This is a genomic window from Pseudomonas sp. B10(2017), from assembly GCF_002113295.1.
GTDB classification, from domain to species: Bacteria; Pseudomonadota; Gammaproteobacteria; order Pseudomonadales; family Pseudomonadaceae; genus Aquipseudomonas; species Aquipseudomonas pudica.
Map to the genome: position 1 here is coordinate 412,965 of NZ_NEJU01000002.1, position 21,697 is coordinate 434,661.

At 64.5% G+C, this 21,697-nt stretch carries 15 protein-coding genes; 4 read left to right on the forward strand and 11 right to left on the reverse strand.

Translation table 11 applies throughout. The features are described from left to right. Positions 1 to 33 precede the first annotated feature (33 nt). The 11 genes from CAF92_RS04510 to CAF92_RS04560 form a co-directional block, all read right to left on the reverse strand. Positions 34 to 1,746, reverse strand: a complete 1,713-nt coding sequence (locus CAF92_RS04510; RefSeq protein ID WP_085599461.1) for an ABC transporter ATP-binding protein — start codon at positions 1,744 to 1,746, stop codon at positions 34 to 36. Beyond that, positions 1,743 to 2,606 (reverse strand): ABC transporter permease, encoded by an 864-nt coding sequence (locus tag CAF92_RS04515; protein ID WP_085599463.1) that lies wholly within the window; start codon positions 2,604 to 2,606, stop codon positions 1,743 to 1,745. Before CAF92_RS04515 ends, CAF92_RS04510 begins: the two co-directional genes overlap by 4 nt. Further along, complete coding sequence (locus CAF92_RS04520; protein WP_085599548.1) at positions 2,603 to 3,589, reverse strand: ABC transporter permease; 987 nt, start codon at positions 3,587 to 3,589, stop codon at positions 2,603 to 2,605. The genes CAF92_RS04515 and CAF92_RS04520 overlap by 4 nt, the downstream gene beginning before the upstream one ends. After that, positions 3,586 to 5,178, reverse strand: a complete 1,593-nt coding sequence (locus tag CAF92_RS04525) for an ABC transporter substrate-binding protein (protein WP_230385066.1) — start codon at positions 5,176 to 5,178, stop codon at positions 3,586 to 3,588. Before CAF92_RS04525 ends, CAF92_RS04520 begins: the two co-directional genes overlap by 4 nt. Positions 5,179 to 5,565: 387 nt before the next feature. Further along, positions 5,566 to 7,215, reverse strand: a complete 1,650-nt coding sequence (locus tag CAF92_RS04530) for an ABC transporter ATP-binding protein (RefSeq protein ID WP_085599468.1) — start codon at positions 7,213 to 7,215, stop codon at positions 5,566 to 5,568. Beyond that, on the reverse strand, positions 7,212 to 8,060 hold the full coding sequence (locus tag CAF92_RS04535) for an ABC transporter permease (RefSeq protein WP_085599470.1): 849 nt from the start codon (positions 8,058 to 8,060) through the stop codon (positions 7,212 to 7,214). The genes CAF92_RS04530 and CAF92_RS04535 overlap by 4 nt, the downstream gene beginning before the upstream one ends. A 140-nt stretch (positions 8,061 to 8,200) precedes the next feature. Further along, positions 8,201 to 9,256, reverse strand: a complete 1,056-nt coding sequence (locus CAF92_RS04540) for an NADP(H)-dependent aldo-keto reductase (protein ID WP_085599472.1) — start codon at positions 9,254 to 9,256, stop codon at positions 8,201 to 8,203. 45 nt (positions 9,257 to 9,301) lie between these two features. Beyond that, on the reverse strand, positions 9,302 to 10,651 hold the full coding sequence (locus CAF92_RS04545; protein WP_085599474.1) for an LLM class flavin-dependent oxidoreductase: 1,350 nt from the start codon (positions 10,649 to 10,651) through the stop codon (positions 9,302 to 9,304). Positions 10,652 to 10,665: 14 nt separating this feature from the next. Then, positions 10,666 to 11,910: an acyl-CoA dehydrogenase family protein gene (locus CAF92_RS04550; RefSeq protein WP_085599476.1), complete on the reverse strand. Its 1,245-nt coding sequence runs from the start codon at positions 11,908 to 11,910 to the stop codon at positions 10,666 to 10,668. A gap of 21 nt (positions 11,911 to 11,931) precedes the next feature. Next, positions 11,932 to 12,864 (reverse strand): ABC transporter permease, encoded by a 933-nt coding sequence (locus CAF92_RS04555; RefSeq protein ID WP_085599478.1) that lies wholly within the window; start codon positions 12,862 to 12,864, stop codon positions 11,932 to 11,934. Continuing rightward, positions 12,861 to 14,444, reverse strand: a complete 1,584-nt coding sequence (locus CAF92_RS04560) for an ABC transporter substrate-binding protein (protein WP_143516059.1) — start codon at positions 14,442 to 14,444, stop codon at positions 12,861 to 12,863. The genes CAF92_RS04555 and CAF92_RS04560 overlap by 4 nt, the downstream gene beginning before the upstream one ends. Before the next feature lie 602 nt (positions 14,445 to 15,046). On the opposite strand from CAF92_RS04560, the gene CAF92_RS04565 reads away from it, so the two are divergent. The 4 genes from CAF92_RS04565 to CAF92_RS04580 all read left to right on the forward strand — a co-directional run bounded on the left by CAF92_RS04565 (position 15,047) and on the right by CAF92_RS04580 (position 21,673). Continuing rightward, positions 15,047 to 17,158 (forward strand): TonB-dependent receptor domain-containing protein, encoded by a 2,112-nt coding sequence (locus CAF92_RS04565; protein ID WP_085599482.1) that lies wholly within the window; start codon positions 15,047 to 15,049, stop codon positions 17,156 to 17,158. A 200-nt stretch (positions 17,159 to 17,358) separates the two neighbouring features. Beyond that, positions 17,359 to 17,670, forward strand: coding sequence for a hypothetical protein (locus CAF92_RS04570; protein ID WP_046615611.1), 312 nt, complete (start codon positions 17,359 to 17,361; stop codon positions 17,668 to 17,670). A 170-nt stretch (positions 17,671 to 17,840) separates the two neighbouring features. Next, on the forward strand, positions 17,841 to 20,087 hold the full coding sequence (locus CAF92_RS04575; RefSeq protein ID WP_085599484.1) for a bifunctional diguanylate cyclase/phosphodiesterase: 2,247 nt from the start codon (positions 17,841 to 17,843) through the stop codon (positions 20,085 to 20,087). After that, positions 20,084 to 21,673, forward strand: coding sequence for a PAS domain-containing methyl-accepting chemotaxis protein (locus CAF92_RS04580; RefSeq protein WP_085599486.1), 1,590 nt, complete (start codon positions 20,084 to 20,086; stop codon positions 21,671 to 21,673). The genes CAF92_RS04575 and CAF92_RS04580 overlap by 4 nt, the downstream gene beginning before the upstream one ends. Positions 21,674 to 21,697: the final 24 nt, after the last annotated feature.

Genomic DNA, 21,697 nt, shown 5'->3' on the forward strand with positions numbered 1-21,697 from the left:
CACAGGGGTCGGCGCAGGGCTTGGCGTCTCAGTTCAAATCGCGATCTTCCACAGGCGGGTTTCGTCGAACAGGTCGAAGGCTTCGTGTTCCAGGTCCAGCGGCGGCACCACCAGTTCGGCGCCGCTGCCGGGCAGGCGCGGCACCGCGCCGAGCAAGCGCTGGGTGTATTCGTGTGCCGGGTTATCGAACAACTGCTCGACCGGTGCCTGCTCCACCACCTGACCGTGGCGCATCACCAGCACGTCGTCGCTGACATGGCGGATCACCCCCAGGTCGTGGGAGATGAACAGGTAGGCCAGGCCCAGTTCGTCCTGCAGGTCGGCCAGCAGGTCGAGCACCTGGGCCTGCACCGACACGTCCAGGGCCGACACCGGCTCATCACAAATGATCACCTTGGGTTCGCTGGCGATCGCCCGGGCGATTGCGACCCGCTGGCGCTGGCCGCCCGATAGTTGCAACGGTCTGCGCTGGCCGAGTTCTGCCGGCAAGCGCACCTGGTTGAGCAGCACAGCGATACGTGCGGGCCTGGCTGGTGCCTCGATACCGGCCACCTGCAAGGCGTCATCAAGAATCTGCGCCACGCTCCAGCGCGGGTCGAACGAGCCCAGCGGGTCTTGGTAGATCACGCTGATCTCGCGACGCAATGGCCTGCGCACTGCCTCGCTCACGGCGTTGGCCGGGCGGTTCCAGGGCTGCCTGCGATAAAGCACTTCGCCCTCATCGGGCTGCAGCAGGCCGAGGGCGATGCGTGCCACCGTGGTCTTGCCCGAGCCGGATTCGCCGACAATGCCCAAGGTGCGCCCGGCACGCAGGGTGAAGTCGACGCCCTGCACCACCTGCCGCACCAGCCCGTCCGGGCCGAGGTAGCGCTTGCCCAGGCCACGGCCTTCGAGCAGCACGTCGCTGCGCGCGCGCGCCCGCGGCTCACTGCGCAGGCCAACCCGCTCGGGTGACAGCCGGCTACCGCGCGGGTGCTCGGCCGGTACTGCCGCCAGCAAGGCCTGGGTATAGGCGTGACGCGGCTGACGCAGCACCTGCTGCATCGGCCCCTGCTCCACCACTTCGCCATGGCGCAGCACCACCACCTCATCGGCCAGCTGGGCGACCACTGCAAGGTCGTGGCTGATGATCAGCAGCGAGGCACCACGGGCCTTTATCTGCTGGAACACTTCGAGAATCTGCGCCTGCACGGTGGCGTCCAGCGCGGTGGTCGGCTCGTCGGCGATCACCAGCGCGGGGTCCAGGGCCAGGGCACTGGCGATCAGTGCACGCTGGCGCAGGCCACCGGACAACTGCCCGGGCCGCTGGCGGGCACGCAGCTGCACGTCAGGCACGCCTACCCGCTCGAGCAACTCATGCATACGCGCAGGGCGGGTGTGGCGGTCACCGTATCCGTGTGTCTGCAGCACTTCGAGAATTTCCTTGCCCACCGGCCGCAGCGGGTCAAGCGATACCAGCGCGTCCTGCAGCACGAAGCCGATATCCTTGCCACGCACGGCGCGCCACTGGCGCTCGCTGAGGTCGAGCAGGTCGTGGTCGCCGAAACTCAAGCGACGGGTACTCACCTGCGCTCGCCCTCCGGCCAGCCCCACCAGGCAGCGGGCACTGACGCTCTTGCCCGAGCCAGACTCGCCGACCAAGGCCAGGCAACGGCCAGGCGGCAAGGTGAAGGACAGATCACGAACCACGCTGGCGCCATCAAAGGCCACATTCAGCCCTTCGACGATCAGGGTCTTGTCGCTCATGGCAGGCGCCCCTCCAGGCGTTGTTGGATATAGCGGCCAGCCACCGTCGTCGCCAGGGTGGTGAGGACGATGAACAGGCCAGGGAAGAAGGTGAGCCACCAGGCATTGGCGATGAAGTCACGCCCCATGGACAACATGGTCCCCCACTCCGGCGCCGGCGGCCGCGCGCCCAGGCCGAGGAAGCTCAGCGCCGAGGCCCAGACGATGGCCTGGCCAACGCCCATGGTCAGCGTCACCACCAATGGCCGCATGGCGTTGGGCAGCAACTGGCGCAGCACGATGCGCGAAGTCGGGTGCCCCAACGCCCGTGCCGCCTCGATGTAGCCGGCGTTGCGTACCGCCAGCACCTGACCACGGACCATGCGCGCATACCCCGGCGCACCGCCCAGCCCGGTGGCGACGATCAACGGGCCGACGCCGCTGCCGAACACCGCCACGAACAGCAGCGCCAGCACCAGGCTGGGGAAGGCGAACAGCACTTCCAGCAACCAGCCCACCGCACGGTCCACGCGTGCGCCGCCAAGGCCACCGAGCAGGCCGAGGGCTATGGCGATAACCATGGAAATGGCCGTAGCCGCGAGGCCGATCAGCAGGCTCTGGCGTGCGCCGTGGATAATCCGCGCGAAGATGTCGCGGCCTGACTGGTCGGTACCCAGCCAGTGCGCCCAGCTGGGCGGCTGGAAAGCCTCCCGCGGTACGATGGCCAATGGGTCGATGCGGGTGAACAGCCCCGGCGCCAACGCGGCCAGAAGCAATGCGAACAGGAACAGGATCGCCAGGCTTGCGCCCAGCGGCGGCAGTTTCAGTTGGCGCTGCCGACGCAATGGCGCGAGCACTTGGCCATGGGTCAGGTCTGTCATGCTGCAGCCTCCTGCTGCCGAGGGTCGATCCACTGGTACAGCAGGTCGACCAGAATGTTCGCCAGCACATAGCCTGCCGCCACTACCAGGCTGATGCCGATCACCAGCGGCAGGTCCTGGACCTGCACCGCCTGGTACAGCTGTCGGCCCACCCCCTTGCGGGAAAAGATCACCTCGCATACCACCGCACCACTGATCAGCGCGCCGATGGCCCAGCCCGACAGCGACACACCTGGCAGCAAGGCATGGCGCAAGGCATGCCGAAAACGCACGGCCAGGTCGCTGAGGCCACGTGTGCGGGCCGTGAGGACGAAGGGTTGATCGAGGGTCAGTTCCAGCGACTCCCGGGTGACCTGGGCAATGAAACCTGCCAACGGAATCGCCAGGGAAAACGCCGGAAGTATCAGGCTGGCGAAGCTGTCGCTACCGGCCGGCGGGAACCAGCGAAGGCCGAAGGCGAATACCGCCAGCAGCACCACGCCAAGCCAGAAGTGCGGCAGCGCCGCGCTCAGGGTTTCGGCCAGCGAGGCGATGCCGCCGACCAGCCTGCCGCGCCCGGCAGTGACCACTGTCAGCAGCAGCACCAGCACCCAGGCCAGCAGCAGGGCGGCGATGGTCAGCTCCAAGGTTGCCCCGCCCTGCTCGGCCAGCACACGGGTGACCGGCAGGTGCTGCGAGTAGGAAACACCCAAGTCACCTTGCAGCAGGCGCCCGAGGTAGAACACGTACTGCACGGCCAACGGCTTGTCGAGGCCGTACTCCACGCGCGCGGCTTCAATCGCTTCCGGTGTCGGGTTGCCACTGGGGCCACCTAGAATCGCCAGCACCGGGTCACCCGGCATCAGCCGCAGTGCGAAGAAAGTCAGGGTCGCCACCGCCCACAGCACCAGCACGCCACCGGCCAGACGAATGGCGGCGCGACGGCCCAGGGCTGCCAGGCGTTCGCGGCGCGGGTCGGTCACCGCGAGTGTCGTCGTAGTCATTTGTTCACCCATGCGTCATAGAGGTAGGTCACCGCCAGCGAAGGCTCCAGTCGCACGCCATGGGCGGTCTTGTAGATACCCAGGCGCGTGCTTTGTGGGTACGTGGTGAGTTGCAGGTACTGCGCGGCGGCCTGTTGCTGTGCCTGGAAGTAGCGCTGGCGCCGCAGGCCTGCGTCCTGGGTGGCCAGGGCACTGTCGAGCAGTGCGTCGTAGCCCGGGTCGGCGTAGCCGGAGGAGTTCTGGTGATAGCCGCCCACCCCGGCTGGCTGCACGAACGCGGTGGTGAAGATGATGCGCAGCACGTCAGGGGTGTTGGTGTTCCAGTAGCCGATGCGGATGTCATAGTCCCAGGCGGCTTGGCGGGCGGTGACCTGGGCATCGCTCATCTGGTCCAGCACCAGCTCCAGGCCAGCCTGCCGGGTAGTGGCCTGTACCTGCTCCCACAGGGTCAGTTCCGACGGCGGCGTGCGCGCACCGATCAGCACGACGGCGCGCAGCCGCTGGCCGTTCCTGGTGCGGTAGCCTTCGCTGTCGCGGTCGGTCCAGCCAGCCTCGTCGAGCAGCCTTGCGGCGCGGGCCGGGTCGTAGTCCTGGCTGCGCTCGAAGTCACCGCTGTAGAACGGCGTGGCCAAACTCAGCGGGCCACCGGCGCGAGGGAACTCGCCGAAGTACACACTCTTCAGTGCACCCTCGACATCAGCGCTGCGAACGAAGGCCTCGCGTACACGGATGTCATCGAATGGCGCACGGCGCAGGTTGAAGGTGCCATTGGTGGGGTTGCCCGGGCGCTGGGCGATGATCAGTTCCAGGTCCGGGTTGCGCCGTGCTGCTTCGTGCGACTCTGGCGGCAATGCTTCGATCACATCGACCTCACCGGCCTGCAGCGAGGCGAAGCGCACCGACGGCTCCTGGATGAACTTCCAGACGATGCGTTCCAGGTACGCCGGGCCTTGATGCCGTGCGGTAGGTGGCGCCCAGTTGTAGGCCGGGTTGCGCACCAGTTCCACCTGGTTCTGCCGGTCCCAGCGCACCACCTTGAACGGCCCGCTGCCGACCGGGCTTTCGCAGTTCTGGTCACGGCTGCGTAGCAATGCGGTGGGCGACTGGATGCCGAGAAAGCCCTGGGCCAAGACTTCGAGGAAAGCCGCATAGGGCGTCGCCAGAGTGACTTCGGCCGTGTAGGCGTCGAGCACCTTGGTGCCGCGGTACTGACGGATGTAGCCACCGGCGGTACTGGATTGAGTCTTGGGGTTTGCCATGTGGTCGAGGTTGGCCTTGACCGCTTCGGCATTGAACGGCGTGCCGTCGGTGAATTGCACGTCGCGGCGCAGGTGGAAGGTGTAGCGCAGGCCATCTGGCGAAACCTCCCAGCTCGTCGCCAGCCAGGGGCCGATCTGGCCGTTGCTGTCCATCGACACCAGCGAATCGAGGTACTGCTGGGCAATGAAAACCTGCGGCATGTCGCCAGCCACATGGGGGTCCAGGCAGGTGGGCTCGCGGTCGGTGGCATAGACCAGGGTGCCGCCCTGCTGTGGCGTGGTGCTTTGCGCGGCGTGCTGTTCGGTTTTTTCGCAGCCGAGCAAGGCCAGTGCGGTGCAGAGCGGGATCAGGGGGAGGATGGGTGTGTTCAAGGGCGCTCCTGCGGGGACTGGGCTTCGATAGGCCTGTTGCAGGAGTTGTGCCGGGTTCAAGGGATTGATTTTGCTGGAGTTTGCCGAGGGTGAGGTGCTGTTGCCGGGGCAAAGTGTCCGCGGGGTGTTGGTGGGGCGACAGTGAACTTTGTTTTGTTTGTGATCATTAAGATTTCTCGATTGGCTGTTCCTGCCACTTCGCGGGCCAGCCCGCCCCCACAGCCTTGAAGCCTGTAGTGATCCTGTGGGAGCGGCTAAAGCCGCTCCCACAGTGTCCCTGCTCATTTAACGAGTTATGTGCAGTTCAACAAAAGCGGCCTTGCCCGCGTCAGGGCTGGCACAGGTTTACACGGCAATCCGAGCAAACCAGCTTGGCCGCGCCGCCGGAAGATGAGGCACGGCGTCGAGCAAGGCGCGGGTATAGGCCTGACGCGGCTGGCCGAGCACCTGGGCTGCCGCCCCTTGCTCCACCACCCTTCCCCCTTGCATCACCAATACCTGGTCGCTGACCTGCTCCACCACCCCAAGGTCGTGGGAGATGAACAGGCAAGCCAGGTTCAACTCCGCCTTGAGCTCGGCCAGCAATGCCAGGATTCGCGCCTGCACCGATACATCCAGCGCCGAAACCGGTTCGTCCAGCACCAGCACCCTGGGCTTCATGGCCAGCGCCCGGGCAATCGCGATGCGCTGCCGCTGCCCGCCCGACAACTCCAGCGGGCGGCGGTCGAGCAACCCCACCGGCAACTGCACACGCTCCAGCAGAGCCGCCGCCTCGGTGCGCTGCAACGCACGCGGTACACCCGCATGCGCCAGCGCCTCGGCCAATACCCGCAGCACGGTATAGCGTGGGTCGAACGAAGCCTGCGGGTCCTGGAACACCACCTGGATTCCCTGTCGTGCCTGGCGCTGCTGCGCAGCAGACAACGCAAGCCAATCCTGCCCGGCCAGTTGCAGGCTGCCTTGCTCCGGCCGCTCCAGCCCCAGCAGGATGCGCCCCAGCGTGCTCTTGCCGGAACCGGACTCGCCCACCACACCAAGGGTTTGCCCGGCGCGCAATTGCAGCGACACACCGTCCAGCACCTGACGCAGCCGACCGTCCGGCCCGACAAAGGCCTTGCTCAGGCCACGCGCCTCCAGCACCACGGGTTGCTCGTCCACGCCATCCTCCACCAGCGCCAGGGCCGGCGCCGCCGGACGTTTGAAATGTACCGCCCGAGCCGCGCTCAGCAGGCGCTGGGTGTAGGGGTCCTGCGGGTCCTGCAGGATCTGTTCGACACTGCCCTGCTCCACCACCACCCCATGGCGCATAACCGCCACCCAGTCGGCCAGGCGCGCGACCACGGCCAGGTCATGGCTGACCATCAACAGGCTGTTGTCGCGCTCGCGCAGGTGCTCAAGCAGGTCGAGAATCTGCGCCTGCACCGTGGCGTCCAGCGCGGTGGTGGGTTCGTCAGCGATCAACAGGCGTGGCTGACAGGCGATGGCCGAGGCGATCAGGGCGCGCTGCCTGAGGCCTCCGGAGAGCTGCCACGGGTATTGCCGGGCACGGACTTCGGGCTCAGGCACCCCGACCTGGCGCAATAGCTCAAGTACCCGCAGACGGCGCTGCTCCGCGGCCAGGTTGGTGTGCAACAGCAATGGCTCTTCGATCTCTGCCCCCACGCGACGCAGCGGGTCGAGCGAACCCAGCGCATCTTGCATGACAAAGCCGATGTGCTCGCCCCGCAAGCGCTGCCACGCGCGCTCATCGAACTGGCGCAGGTCCTGCCCGGCAAAGGCCAGGCGCTGCGCCTGCACATGGGCACCGGTCCCGGTCAGGCCGACCAAGGTACGCGCCGTGACACTCTTGCCCGAGCCCGATTCGCCCACCAGTGCCAGGCACTGGCCTGCGCGCAACTGCAGGTCGACACCGTGCACCACTGGCACACCATTGAAGCTCACATGCAGGCCGCGGATGTCCACCAGTGGTGCCTGGTTCTTCTCGAAAATGCTCATGCGCGTCTGCCCTCGCTACGGCGCAGCCAGTCTCGGCCGATGACGGTGATGGAAATGACGGTCAGGGTGATCGCCAGCGCAGGCCAGGCCATCAGCCAGGGCGCGTTGGCCATGAAGTTGCGCGCCACTGCCATCATCGCGCCCCACTCTGGCGCGGGAGGTGGTGCACCGAAGCCGAGGAAGCTCAGTGCGGCAGCAGCGGTGATGGCGCCACCCAGGCCGATGCAGGCCAGGATCAGCACGGGTTGGACTGCGTTGGGCAGCACATGCCAGCACACCACTGCCAGGGGCCTGCGGCCCAGCGTGACCGCTGCTTCGACGAAGCTGGCACGCCGGATGGTCAGGGTCTGGGCGCGTACCAGGCGCGCATAGCGCGGCACCGAGGCGATGCCGACGGCAAAGATCAGGTTGCTGGTGCCTTGGCCGAACAGGGTGATGATGACCAGCGCCAGTAGCAGGTCCGGGAAGGCCAGCAGCACATCGACGGCGCGCATCAGCAGGTTGTCCAGCCAGGCTGGAGCCAGGCCGGCGAGCAAGCCGAGCAGCGTGCCCAGGCCGAGCCCGACCAGGGTGGCGGCCAGGCCGATGAAGAGCGATGGGCGGGCGCCATGGATCAGGCGGCTGAGGACGTCGCGGCCGTTCTCGTCAGTGCCCAGCCAAAAGCCGGGGCTTGGCGGGTAGTACGCCAGACGGGCGTCGGCGGCCAACGGGTCGGTTGGCGAGAGCCAGTTGGGGAAGGTTACTGCCAGCAGTATCAGGCCCAATGTGATCCAGGCCAGCGCCAGGCCAGGGCGAACCTGCCACCCGCTGATCACTGTGTTTGGTATGGATACGATCGCGTTCATGTCTGTCCTTCTTGTGTCGCCTGTACCGGCCTTTTCGCGGGTAAACCCGCTCCCACAGGATCACCGCAAAGGCTGAAACCGTGCGGTCTCTGTGGGAGCGGCTTCAGCCGCGAACAAGGGCGAAGCCCTTGCCATGTGGGCTACGGCGCCGGGTTGGGAATACGGCGGTGCACGGCCTGGATCTCGGCCAGTACTTCGTCGCTCAGTTGCACATCCAGCGCACTCAGGTTTTCCTGCAGCTGCAGCAAGTTGGTCTGCCCGGTAATCGCACTGGCCACGAACGGCTGGCGTATGACGAAAGCCAGGGCCAGTTGCGCCGGTGTCAGCCCATGCTCCCGCGCAATCCGCACGTAGCTGGCAATCGCGTTGTTGGCCTCCTCGCTGCCGTAGCGATTGAACGTGCGATACACCGACGACAATCGCGAACCCTCCGGCCGCGCCCCGTTCAGGTACTTGCCGGTCAACGCTCCGAACGCCAGCGGCGAATAGGCCAGCAGGCTCACCCCTTCACGATGGCTGAACTCCGACAGACCGTTTTCATACAAGCGATTGAGCAGGCTGTACGGGTTCTGGATGCTGGCAATCCGCGCCAGGCCCTTGTCCTCGCTGTGCCGCAAAAACTGCGCCACGCCCCACGGTGTTTCGTTGGAGACACCGATATTGCGCACCTTGCCGGCCTTGACCTGTTCGTCCAGTACCGCAAGGGTTTCTTCGATGGCCGCCGTCTGCGGATGGTCGTCGACGTAGGGGTATTCACGGATGCCGAAGAAGTTGCTGGTGCGGTCGGGCCAGTGCAGTTGGTAGAGGTCCAGGTAGTCGGTTTGCAGGCGGCGCAGGCTGCCCTCCAGGGCCGCGACGATGTTCTTGCGGTCGTGGTGCGACAAGCCATCGCGAATGTGCACCTGGCCACCGGGGTCGCGGGCCGGGCCGGCGATCTTGCTGGCAAGCAGGACCTTGTCGCGGTTGCCGCGGGCCGCCAGCCAGGTGCCGATGTAGCGCTCGGTGGTGGTCCAGGTTTCAGCGCGGGTAGGTGTGGGGTACATCTCGGCGGTGTCGATGAAGTTGATGCCTGCAGCAAGGGCAGCGTCCAGTTGCTGGTGAGCATCCTGTTCGCTGTTCTGGTGCCCCCAGGTCATGGTGCCGAGGCTGAGCAGGCTGACTTGCAGGTTGGTGTGGCCGAGTGGGCGGTAGCGCATGGTATCGAGTCCTTGGATGATGCGTTGATGTCTGGGCGGCAGCCCTCAGACAGCCCGTGCGGTCTCGCGTCGGGCTTGTGCAAACTGGTTCACTGCTTTGGGCAACCCCAGGTGCTCACGCAGGGTGGTGCCGGTGTATTCGGTGCGGAACAACCCACGCTTCTGCAGCAGCGGTACCACCTCTTCTACGAACACCCGAGCACCCGACGGGAACATGTCGGGCATGATGTTGAAACCATCCCCCGCCCCTGCCAGGAACCACTCGGCCAAGGTATCGGCAACCTGTTCCGGGGTACCGACGGCCAACCGGTGCCCGACCAGAATCCGCCGGGACAGCTGGCGAATGGTCAGGTTCTCGCTGCGCGCCAGGTTCAACTGGGCCTCCAGAAAACCATGCGACCCGCGCTCGAAATCTGCCACCGCGCCAATCCGCGCCCAGGGCAATGGCGCATCCGGATCCAGCTCGCTGGCATCGATGCCGATACGCCCCGCGACCTGCTGCAACAGGCCGTGCTCTCCATGCCAGGCATTGAGCTCATCGAAACGTGCATGGGCCTCGGCCTCGGTGCTGCCAATCACGGTCGACAGCCCGGGCATGATCTTCAGGTGCTGCGGGTCACGCCCCCAGGCTTTGGCCCGTGCCTTCATCTCCCGATAGAACGCCTGCCCGTCGGCCAGGGTGGTCTGGGTGGTGAAGATCGCATCGGCATAGCGCGAACCCAGTGCCTTGCCACCTTCGGAAGAGCCGGCCTGCACCAGTACCGGCCTGCCCTGCGGCGAACGCGGCAGGTTCAGCGGCCCCTTGACCTGAAAGTGCTTGCCCTTGAAATCCAGGGTGTGGACCTTGCCCGGGTCGGCAAAACGGCCGGCGCTGCGGTCACCGATGATCGCGTCATCCTCCCAGCTGTCCCAAAGCTTCAGGGTCACGTCGACGAACTCCTCGGCCCGCCCGTAGCGGTCCACATGCAATGGCGCACCAGCCAGGCCGAAGTTCTGTGCTGCCGCGTCACCGGCATTGGTCACCACATTCCAGGCTGCGCGACCGCCGCTGATGTGGTCCAGCGAGGCAATTCGCCGGGCCAGGTTGAAAGGTTCGTTGTAAGTGCTGGAGCAGGTCGCGATCACGCCGATGCGCTCGGTGGCGGCCGCCACTGCGGTAAGCAGCACGGTCGGCTCCAGGTGCCCGCCTGGCTGGGCGGACACATCCGGCGGCAACGCCGGGCCATCGGCAAGGAAGATCGCATCCAGGCAACCGCGCTCGGAAATACGCGCGATATCGCGGTAATAGTTGACGTCGATATAGGCGTCGATTGCCGCCTCACCCTGGCGCCAGGCGCCGGAATGCGAGCCGAAGCCGAGGATGTTCATGCCCAGGCTCATCTGTTTCGTGGTCATGCCGGTTCTCCTGATCAGACTGCACTGGCTTCGTCGCCGCTGCCCTGCCCTTCGCTGGCACTGGCATGAAGGGCACGCCAGGCCTGGGCCGGGCTGATGCCATTGAGGTAGTAGTTGCCCAACGCCTGCTCGCGGTAGATCGCCGGGTTGTGCGAAGCCAGCGTGCGTGCATTGCGCCAGTGGCGGTCGAGGCGCCGGGCATTGCTGGTAGCCGATGCGCCGCCGACCTCGAACAGCAAGGTGCTTGCTTCCAGCACTTGCGGCAGGACGATCTGCTGCGCCTGGAAGGCATGGATCTCGGCGTCGGTGTAAAGCTGCTCGGCTACCTCCCCTTGCTGGCCGGCTTCGTACACTGCCTGCAGGCTCTTGCCCACGGCGGTGACTTGCGCATTGGCGGCGAAGGCCAGGCTCGACAGACGACCGATCACCGCCTGCACTCGCGGATCTGCAGCCGGCTGCGACTGCCCCGGCACACCGAAGGCACGGGTGCGGCCCTGGACGAACGCTACCGCATCGGCCAGTACCGCCTGGCCGATACCCGCCAGGGTGGCCAGATGCACCGCCTGGTAGAACGCGGTGAGGTACGACTCGGCACGCAATTCGCCCTTGGCGAAACGGCGCAGCAAATGCTGCGGCTGCACCCTGACCCGGGTGAAACGGGTGGTGCCACTGCCAGTCAGCCGCTGGCCGAAGCCGTCCCAGTCGTCGACCCGCTCCACGCCCGGCGCACCGGTCGGTACCACGAGGCTGACAAAGTCGTCGCCATGGTTGGCCACTGCCGCCACCCAATCGGCGTACAACGTGCCGGTGCAGTAGTACTTTTCGCCGTCCAGGCGGAAACCACCTTCGTCTTCGCGCAACTGCACGGTATTGCCGGTGCTGTCGGTGCGCTCGGCCATGGCCGCGCCCCACAGTTCACCGGCAACCACGCGGGCGAACCAGTAGTCCTGGGAGGCAGCATCGCCTGACGACAGCCGCCCTTCGACGAAACCGAAGTGGGCACGGAAGATCTGCGGCAGGTTGGAGTCGGCTTGCCCCAGACGCACCAGCTGGCGCAGCAACTGTGGCAAGGTTGCGCCTGAGCCGCCGTGGCTGCGTGGCACGCGCAGGGCGCCGAAGCGGGCCTCGCGCAACCAGGCCACTGGCTCATGGGCCAGGGTGCGCTGCTGCTCGCGGGCTACCGCGCCTTCGGCAATACGCGCGTAGATCGGCGCAAAACGCGCATCCAGTTCGGCATCGGTAATCGTGGTTTGGCTCATGATGGTTCCTTTCTCGTGAATTCAGACGCTTGCGGTACGCGGGTCGATGGCCTGGGTCGCCAGGTCCACCAGCAGGTTGACCAGTACGTAGATCGCTGCCGCCAGCAGGGTTACGCCAAGCACCAGGGGCACGTCCTTGCTGGCGGTAGCGTCGAGCATCAAACGGCCAATGCCTTGGCGGCCGAACAGCAGTTCCAGCACCACGGCGCCGCCGAGCAGGCTGGCGAACACGTAGCCGGCCAGGGTCACCAGCGGCACCAGGGCATGGCGCAGGGCGTGGCGCAGGCGTACAGCGATATCCCCCATGCCACGTGCGCGGGCCTGGGTGATGAAGGGTTGTTCCAGCACCTGCTCCAGCGACTGGCGCAACACCTGGGCAAGCACCGCTGCGATCGGCAGCGCCAGGGCCAGGCTCGGGAGCACCAGCGAGCGCCAACCGCTGGACCCGGACGGCGGTAGCCAATGGAAATGGAACGCGAAGGCCAGCAGCAGCACCGTGCCGATCACGAAGTTGGGGGCCGAAGACAACAGCAGCTCGATGCCCGACACCACCGCCCGCAATCGCCGCCCGCGGTTGGCGGTGAGCAGCGCCGAAGCCACCGCCAGCAGCACCGCCAGCACCGCTGCGCTGCTGGCCAGCGCCAGGGTCGCGGCAGCCTGCTCGCCGATCGCCTGGCCGACCGGTATGCGCAACCGGTACGATTCGCCCAGGTCACCCTTGGCCAGGCGCGCCAGGTAGTGGCCGTATTGCACCCACAGCGGTTGATCGAGACCGTACTCGGCGCGCACCTGGGCCAGCAGCGCTTCGCTCGGCATGGCATCCGGGCCGCCGAGGATCGCCAGGGCAGTGTCGCCACCGCTGTGCTGCATGCCGAGGAAGGTCAGGCTGGCCGCCGCCCATAGCACGATCACACCGTCACGCAGGCGGCGCAGCAGGATCGCCAGCAGTTTCATGGTTGCTCCTTTGCCAGCCACACGCTGGTGAACAGGGGAACGTTATGCGAACCATCGAACAGCACGCCGCCGACCGTGTTGCGGTAGGCCAGCAGCATCTGGCTTTCTACCGAGGGCACAGCCGGCACGGTCTCGCCCAGGCGTTGCTGGGCCTGGCGATACAGCTCGCGGCGTTGCGTCGGGTCGGTGCTGCGCCGGGCGGCAGCGAGCAACTGGTCGAGGGTGGCATCACGGAAGTGGCCGACGTTCTGGCCAATCATTCGTGTGCTGGGGATCGATTGGCTGTGATAGAGGATGTACAGGCCATCGGCCGTGTTGGTGTGCCAGTAGCCGCCGCCGATGGCGTCGAAGTTGCCGAGGTAACGCAGCTCCATGACCTTGCTGAGCGGCAGCAGCTCGATGCGCAGGTCGAAGCCGACCTTGCGCAGGTCTGCCTGGGCAGCCACCGGGACATTGGCCGGGAACGCCGGGTTGTCATAGGTCAGCAAGGTCGCCCCGAGGCGCCGACCATCACGGCTGCGATAGCCTTCGCCGTCACGCCCGGTCCAGCCGGCGGCGTCGAGCAAGCGCCCTGCTTCGACCGGGTCGAAGGCCAGGGCCTCGCGGGCCACCGGGTCATAATCGGGGGTATTCACGGCGAGGAAATCCCCCTTGGCCAGGTACTCGCCGAAGCCGGAGATCCACGCCAGGCCATCACGGTCGATGGCCTTGGCAACGGCCTGGCGCACCCGCACGTCATCGAACGGCGCGCGGTCGACATTGAAGGTGATGCTGCGCGACGGGTTGCCCTTGCGAATGCGGTTGCGCAGGGTCAGCTGCGGGTTGGCACGGATCGCCGCGGCATTCTGCGCCGGTGCGTCCAGGGCCATGTCGTTGTCGGCAGCTTCCAGCGAGGTGTAGCGGATCATCGCTTCGGGCACGTAGCTCAGTTCGATGCCGTCCAGATAGGCCTCACCCTGGTGGTTGATCGCCGGCGGTGCCCAGTCGTACCCCGGGCGGCGGCCAAAGCTGGCACGCTGATCACGCACCCAGCCGGTCAGCACGAAAGGCCCGGTGCCGATGGGCTGGCTGGCGATGGTCTTCGGCGCCTCGAGGATCTGCCGTGGCGAGATCATCCCCAGCCAGGCCTGCGACAGCACATCGAGAAACGGCGCATAGGGCGCACGCAGGGTCGCCTCGAATGTGTACTCGTCCACCACCCGCCCCTGCAGGTACGGCGCGATATAGGCGGCGGCCAGTGGCGACTTGGTCGCGGGGTCACGCATGTGTTCGAGGTTGACCCGCACCGCCTCGGCGTTGAAGCGCTCGCCATCGCTGAAAGTGACGTCGTCACGCAGGTGGAAGGTGTAGGTCAGGCCGTCGGCGCTGATGTCCCAGCTTTTTGCCAGCCACGGCGTGAGGGTGCCGTCCTCGGCCTGGTACACCAGGCAGTCGAACAGGATGCGGCCCATCCACTGCATGTTGCCGTTGGACAGCGCGTGTATATCGAAGCTGCCAGCGTCGCTCGCCGCCGACACGCGCAGGGTGCCACCGCGCTTGCCGGGCTGCTGCTCGACAAAGTCGCTGGCTGGGTAGCGCATCACACCGTTCACTTCGCTGAGCGCTTCGCCCTTTAGCAGCGCCTGGCTTTGCGCGGACGTGGGGGGTGAGCAGGCGGCAACTAACAGCGCACTGGCCACCAGGCATGTATTGAATAATCGGGAACTTGGCTGCACAACGGGCCCTTTATATAGACGGCTACATAAAGGGCTATTGCAGTTGTCGTGCCAGCGCTCACACTGCGCATTCATTGAGGTCAGTTAAAACCGCCTGACGCATTAAGCATACAAACTGTTCCATCCCTGTTGCGCTGACAACATCCAACCCTGGGGGATCGGCTTTGGCCGCGAAGAATCCAACGCGTTGCATGGCACCGGCTGCGCCGGTGTTCGCGGCTAAAGCCGCTCCCACAGGTTGCGCCATAGCATTCGGATATTTGGATATAACCTGCACTGTTCCACAAACAACATGGGCGCAACAAAATTTGCTGTTTTATTCAGCACTTCACACTAAAACTTTGCCCATACCCCCAAACTTCCGGCCTTTCGCCAACTGGCACAGAAACTGCTCTCACCCATTCTGACAGGCCTGACTATTCCCATAGAACGCCGAGGACCTACGATGACTTGCAAGGAATTCAACAATGCGTGCGATTCAACCCCATCCACTGCGCCTGGCCATCCGCCACGCCGCCCTGGCCACCGCGGCCACGGCCCTGCTGGCCCCGGTCACGGTACTGGCCGCTGAGCAAACCCTGGGCACGGTGACCGTGCAGGCCGCCAAGCAATCCGAAGTGCAACAGGCCGCCAGCGCCCTGGCCGAGGTGCCCGGCGGCACCAGCGTGGTCGACAGCGAAGAGGTCGCCAAAGGCCGCACTGCCACACTGCAGGACACCCTCGGCTACCAGCCCGGGGTATTCGTGCAGTCCACCGGCGGCAACGACGCGGCGAAGATCTCGATCCGCGGCTCCGGTGCCAATACCTCGCCCGGCTATTTCCGTGAAGGCATCAAGTTCCTGTTCGACGGCCTGCCGCTGACCGGCCCTGGCGGCACACCCTACGAATTCCTCAACGCCAGCGGCGTGAACTACACCGAGATCCTGCGCGGCGCCAACGCCTTCCAGTATGGCGCGCTGACCCTCGGCGGCGCGGTCAACTTCGTCAACCACAGCGGCTACAGTGCCCCCGGCCTGCGCGTGCGCGCCGAAGCCGGCAGCTACCACTACCAGAAGCAGAGCATCAGCTACGGAGGGGTCGAGGGCGACCTGGACTATTACCTGCAGGCCGACAACTACCGCAACGAAGGTTTTCGCGACTACAGCCTGTCGAAGAGCTCGGGCATCGTCGCCAATGCCGGCTACCGCTTCAGCCCCAAGCTGGAAACCCGCCTGCTGCTGCGCTACCGCGACGAAACCCACAACGACCCCAGCGCCACCACCCTCGACGCCGCACTGCACCACCCGCGCCGCGCCAGCGCCACCGCCGAAAGCAGCGGTGCCGGTGCGCGCCGCCCGGGCAGCATCTGGGTGGGCAGCAAGACCACTTATACCTTTGACGACGATGCACGGCTGACCTTCGGCCTGTCGTATCACGACTATCGCCATACCAACAGCCCGCGCAGCCCGAGCAATCCCAGTTACTGGGACTGGCACGACCTCGGCCTGCTGCTGGGCTACGACCGGGTCGACTACCTGTTCGGCCACGAAAGCCGCAGCAGCATCGCCTTCACCTCCACCCAGCACCTGCGAGGCGGGGTGAACTCGGCCAACGACGACAAGGTGTCGCTCAAGCAGGTCAACTACAAGGATTCGTTCGACCGGGTGATCGCCTTGGGCAACGATATCAACCTGGTCGACAACCTCTGGCTCACCAGCGGCGTGTCATTCATCAACGTGCGGCGCAAGATCAACATCGATCACGCGGTGAACCCCAACACCACCAACTTCCCGCAGCACGTGGACTACGACAACTGGAGCGTCGCCCCGCGCATCGGCCTGCGCTACGAGTTCAGCCCGAACCTGCAGGTATTCACCAACTTCAGCCGCAGCATCGACCCGCCTGCTTCCTGGGAATACGCTGGCTCCGGGCCGACCCTGCCTTACATCCGCCCATTGGTGGAGCAGAAGGCCAACACCTTCGAGGTCGGAATCAAGGGTTCGCACGGCATCTTCGATGGCAGCCTGGCACTGTACCGCTCGTGGATCCACGACGAGTTGCTGAATGTGCAGATCATCCCCGCCACGTCATCGTCGGCAGCGGTCACCGGCGCCTTCAACGCCTCACCGACCATCCACCAGGGTGTCGAGGCCGGCCTGAACACCCGACTCTGGGAAAACTCTCAGGGCGACCTGGTACGCTGGCGCCAGGTGTACACCTACAACGACTTCTACTACCGGCATGACGACACCTTCGGCGACAACCAGTTGCCGGGCGTGCCCAAGCACATCTACCAGGGCGAGCTGCAGTATCAGGACCACAGCGGCTGGTACACCGGCGTCAACGTGCAGTCGGCCTCGCGCACGGCAGTGGACTATGCCAATACCCTGTATGCGCCGTCGTACACCATCTGGGGGGCAAACCTGGGGTATGAGGCGCCGAAGGGCAACTGGAAGGTGTCGCTGGACCTGAAGAACCTGGCGAACAAGGCGTACGTGACGGCGGTGACGCCGGTGTACAACGCGCGCGGGCAGGATACTGCGTCGTTCTGGCCAGGGGATGGGATTGGCGCTTACGTGGGGGTCGAGTTCAGGTACTGACCATGCAGCAATGTGTTTGATGGCACGTCCATTACGCTTCCGAAATAGAGCGCCGCCCGACGGCGCTCGGTTTCAAGGAGCGCTGTTCGCACTGAAAGGCCTCACAGGGCAAGTGGAAAGGTTTCAGCACTGACCTGAATCAATCAAACACCATGGGCGGTGTTGTAAACAGCACACCAAACATATGGGAATGCAGTTTGATGAGCGAGTCCAACCAGGCAACCAGAATTATCTGCAACAATCTTGAACTGGCCGATCAACTGCGCCAGCTGTTGGCGCCTATAGCACCCGATTGTGAGGTGCTGAGTACACCTGGCAATTGCAGCGCCGTCCCGCTTTGCCGCTGGCTCGGCGAAGCTCAGTTGGGCTCGGCCGGGCAGGTACAGGCTGCTTTGCTGGATGCCACCGAGGTTCTCGAACAGACCCGACACGCCTTCAAATCCCGCGAACTGGGGCTACTGCGGCGACGCTTGGTTGCATTGCTGGATAAATTGTCGGAAGATCGCCAATGATGTGAATGTGCCATCACCAGGTTCCGCCCTGCGGGAACCGGCTTTGCCGAGCAGGATAATAGGCCTGAAAGACGAAGCGCCGTGACAACAAGTTCTCGAACTGAACTTGTTGTCACGGCGCTTTTTTTTGTTCAGCAAAAAGGAATCTTCTCCAACACCGGGGGATGTGAATGAAGGTGACAAAAGACCTCGAGGAATTACTCAAGCGTATCCGTCTCGACCAGGCGGAGATTGCCGAACGCTTTCGCTTTCTCGACTGGAGCGCCGAAGATGCCAGGCGACTAGGCGCAGCAGCTCGGTACATGGCCCCGTCCCAGCAGGCTTTCGTCGACCATCTGTACCGTCACCTGGCGCAATTCTCCACCCCTTCTGCATTGCTACGCACGCCGGAGGTCACCGCTCGTTTGAAGCAGAGCCAGGCTCAGTACTATCAGTGCCTGTGGGGCGGTCCATACGATGAAACCTACGTCAACGGCCGCCTGCGCATCGGGGTGATCCACCAGCAGATCGGCCTGGAACTGAAGTGGTACCTCGGCAGTTATCGGCTGTACCTCGACGACATGCTTGAAAGCGTGTTCGGCGACAGCCCGGATGCCACGCTCTATTCAAGCCTGTTGAAGGCAGTGTTCTTCGACATGACGCTGGCCATCGATACCTACAGCGCGGCCCAGCACAAGGCGCTGGAAGACAGCGAGGCTCGCTTCGCCCGCGCGCTACGCGGTGCCAACGATGGGCTGTGGGACTGGCATGTCGATCAGGATCGGCTTTACGTTTCGGAGCGCTGGGCCAGCATGCTCGGCCTCAGCCGCGATAGCATCGGCGAGAGCAGTTCCAGTTGGTTCGGTCGCGTGCACCCGGACGACCTGCCGGACTTTCGCCATGCCATCGATGCGCATCTACAAGGGCTGACATCGTCCGTTCACCATGAGTACCGCATCCGCAAGCACAACGGTGACTATATCTGGGTCCTCGTGCGAGGGGTCGCCGAAATGACGACCCCTGGAGAGCTACGCATGGCCGGCTCGCAGTCCGATATCAGTGCACGCAAGGATGCCGAGCAGCGCCTCCAACATACCGCCCAGCACGACCCGTTGACCGGCCTGGCCAACCGCATCCGGCTTGACGAGCAGATGCAGAAGACCTTCAGGAAGCAGCGCAAGGGCGGTGACTACGAGGCGCTGCTGTTCATCGATCTCGACCGCTTCAAGCTGATCAACGATAGCCTCGGCCACAATGTCGGTGATCGCGTGCTGGTGGAAGTGGCAATGCGCTTGAAAGAGTCGCTGCGCCCTACTGACCAACTGTTCCGCTTCGGCGGCGACGAATTCATCGTCCTGCTTCATGACCTCACCTGCGACCGCGACGCCGAGCAGATATCCCAACGCATCCTCGACAATCTGCATCAACCGCTGCACATGGACGGTCGTACCTTGGTAGTCAGCGCCAGCATCGGCATCGCGCCATTGCACGACAATGGCAAAGCCCTGGATGTCCTGCAGGCTGCCGACCTTGCCCTCTACCGAGCCAAGTCCGCCGGCAAGGCGCGCTTCGCCCACTACGACGAAACATTGCAAGACACCGCACAACAGCATCTGGAACTGGAGTCCGCGCTAGGCCAGGCACTGCAACATAACGAATTCGAGCTGTACTACCAACCGATCTATCGCCTGGACCAAGGGGCACCGCTGGTGACCGGGGTCGAAGCGCTGTTGCGGTGGCGCCACGGCGAACGTTTGATCTCGCCACTGGAGTTCATTCCTGCGCTGGAGGAATCGGGAGAGATCATCCGCGTCGGCGAATGGGTACTGCGCCAGGCCTGCCAACAGACCCGGGCCTGGCAAATGGCCGGGCATGAGCACCTGCGCTGCTCGGTGAACATCTCCAGCACCCAATTGCAACAAGCCGACTTCACCCTCCGGCTGATCGATATCCTGCAAGAAAGCGGCCTGCCTCCCGCCAGCCTGATCCTGGAGATCACCGAAAGCCAACTGATGCATGACGACATGGACACATTGGCCTGCCTGCATGAGTTGACCAGCCTTGGTGTCCTGCTGGCGCTGGATGACTTTGGCACGGGTTACTCCTCGCTTGGCTACCTCACGCGCTTTCCGCTGCACATCCTCAAGCTCGACAAGAGCTTCATCACCGGCGTTCCTCACGAGAACAAACAGCGCGCGATCAGCCAGGCGATCATCGTTCTCGGCCGTCGCCTCGGCCTGGAAGTAGTGGCCGAAGGCATCGAGAGTTCGGCACAACTCGAATTCGTGGTCGGTGAAGGCTGCCACTACGCACAAGGCTACTGGTTCAGCAGGCCACAACCCGCCGCCCAGATACAACACCTGCTCAGCACAGAAGACCGTTTCGAGGGAAGCGCAATTACGCGGCGCGTACCAGTCAGTTCAGGAGAAAAACAATGAAAAACAATCTTCCGGTCAGTGGTCGTGCCGTCGAATTCAGCGCAAACGCGAACATTCTTTCAACAACCAACCCCAAGGGCGCCATCACCTACGTCAATCCCGACTTCATCAACATCAGCGGGTTCAGTGAAGCGGAATTGCTCGGCGTCAATCACAACATAGTGCGCCACCCGGACATGCCGCCGGAAGCCTTTGCGCATATGTGGCAGACACTCAAGGATGGGCGCTCGTGGATGGGGCTGGTAAAAAACCGGTGCAAGAATGGTGACCACTATTGGGTCAGTGCCTACGTCACGCCGATGCAGCGCAATGGCGAAACAGTGGAATACCAATCGGTTCGCACGCTACCGGCCAAAGCGCTGGTGCAAGCCGCTGAACATCTCTACGCACAGTTGCGTAGTGGTAAAAAGACCAACTGCCTGCGTATGTCACGGCTGTCCGTCGGCATGCGCCTGGCACTTGTCAGCACTGGCGTGAACCTGCTGTGTTTTGCGGCCTTGGGCTTGCTGGGCGCGTTGTCCTGGAACCATGCCGCCCTCTCCATGATGCTGTCGAGCTTGCTGCTCGGCGGCGTGTTGCGCTTCAGCCTGCGCCCCTTGGACGCCCTTGCCCGAAAAGCCAGGAATATCGCCGACAACCCTCTGAGCCAGATACTCTACAGTGGCCGCCGCGACCAATTTGGCCAGATCGATTTCACCCTGCAAATGCTCGAGGCCGAGACCCGGGCAATTGTCGGACGCATTGCCGATTCGTCCCGCCAGTTGAGCAAGGAAGCCGAAGAGCTCGTCTGCGCAGTGGACAACAACAATTGCGCGACCCTCCGCCAGCAGGGGGAAACTGCCCAGGTAGCCAGCGCCATAACGCAGATGGCCAGCAGTGTGCAGGAAGTGGCGCGCCACGCTCAGCTCACCGCCAGCGCCGCGAACCTGGCCAACCAGGAATCCGACCGCGGCCACCAACTGGTCGAGCAGACCCGCCAGCACATTGATAGCCTCGCCAGCGAGGTACAACAGACCAGCATGGTGATTCATCAACTGGAACAGCATGGCAATGAAATTGACCGCGTACTCGAGGTCATTCAAAGCATCGCCGAACAGACCAACCTGCTTGCCCTCAATGCGGCCATCGAAGCTGCCCGCGCCGGCGAGGCCGGCCGCGGTTTCGCAGTGGTCGCCGACGAGGTGCGCGGGCTGGCTTCGCGGACCCAGCAATCCACCGCGCACATCCAGGGCACCATCGATACCTTGCGACGCTCCACCGGGGATGCCGTACTTGCGATGCAGCGCAGTCACAGCAAGGCCGGCGTCAGTGTCGAGCAGGCACTACTGGCCGCCCGGGCGCTGGACGGGATCACCCAGCGCGTCGATGAGATAAGCGGCATGAGTGTGCAGATCGCTGCCGCCGTAGAGGAACAAAGCGCGGTGGGTGACAGCATTCAGTGCAACCTGGCCGATATCAGTCAAACCACCCAGAAAAGCGTGCTTGCCAGCAACCAGAGTCGCACCACTGCCGCCCATGTCGCCAAGCTGGCCGAGCGCCTTCAACTGCTGTCGGCGCAACTTTGGGGGCGCCAGCGCAATGGGTGACGGGTACGCACCGTACTCCCAAGC

What these genes read in the sequence shown, in the direction of transcription:
- CAF92_RS04510 (WP_085599461.1), bottom strand. Translation starts at nt 1,746, where the DNA reads ATGAGCGACAAGACCCTGATCGTCGAAGGGCTGAATGTGGCCTTTGAT.
- CAF92_RS04515 (WP_085599463.1), bottom strand. Translation starts at nt 2,606, where the DNA reads ATGACAGACCTGACCCATGGCCAAGTGCTCGCGCCATTGCGTCGGCAG.
- CAF92_RS04520 (WP_085599548.1), bottom strand. Translation starts at nt 3,589, where the DNA reads ATGACTACGACGACACTCGCGGTGACCGACCCGCGCCGCGAACGCCTG.
- CAF92_RS04530 (WP_085599468.1), bottom strand. Translation starts at nt 7,215, where the DNA reads ATGAGCATTTTCGAGAAGAACCAGGCACCACTGGTGGACATCCGCGGC.
- CAF92_RS04535 (WP_085599470.1), bottom strand. Translation starts at nt 8,060, where the DNA reads ATGAACGCGATCGTATCCATACCAAACACAGTGATCAGCGGGTGGCAG.
- CAF92_RS04540 (WP_085599472.1), bottom strand. Translation starts at nt 9,256, where the DNA reads ATGCGCTACCGCCCACTCGGCCACACCAACCTGCAAGTCAGCCTGCTC.
- CAF92_RS04545 (WP_085599474.1), bottom strand. Translation starts at nt 10,651, where the DNA reads ATGACCACGAAACAGATGAGCCTGGGCATGAACATCCTCGGCTTCGGC.
- CAF92_RS04550 (WP_085599476.1), bottom strand. Translation starts at nt 11,910, where the DNA reads ATGAGCCAAACCACGATTACCGATGCCGAACTGGATGCGCGTTTTGCG.
- CAF92_RS04555 (WP_085599478.1), bottom strand. Translation starts at nt 12,864, where the DNA reads ATGAAACTGCTGGCGATCCTGCTGCGCCGCCTGCGTGACGGTGTGATC.
- CAF92_RS04560 (WP_143516059.1), bottom strand. Translation starts at nt 14,444, where the DNA reads ATGCGCTACCCAGCCAGCGACTTTGTCGAGCAGCAGCCCGGCAAGCGC.
- CAF92_RS04565 (WP_085599482.1), top strand. Translation starts at nt 15,047, where the DNA reads ATGCGTGCGATTCAACCCCATCCACTGCGCCTGGCCATCCGCCACGCC.
- CAF92_RS04570 (WP_046615611.1), top strand. Translation starts at nt 17,359, where the DNA reads ATGAGCGAGTCCAACCAGGCAACCAGAATTATCTGCAACAATCTTGAA.
- CAF92_RS04575 (WP_085599484.1), top strand. Translation starts at nt 17,841, where the DNA reads ATGAAGGTGACAAAAGACCTCGAGGAATTACTCAAGCGTATCCGTCTC.
- CAF92_RS04580 (WP_085599486.1), top strand. Translation starts at nt 20,084, where the DNA reads ATGAAAAACAATCTTCCGGTCAGTGGTCGTGCCGTCGAATTCAGCGCA.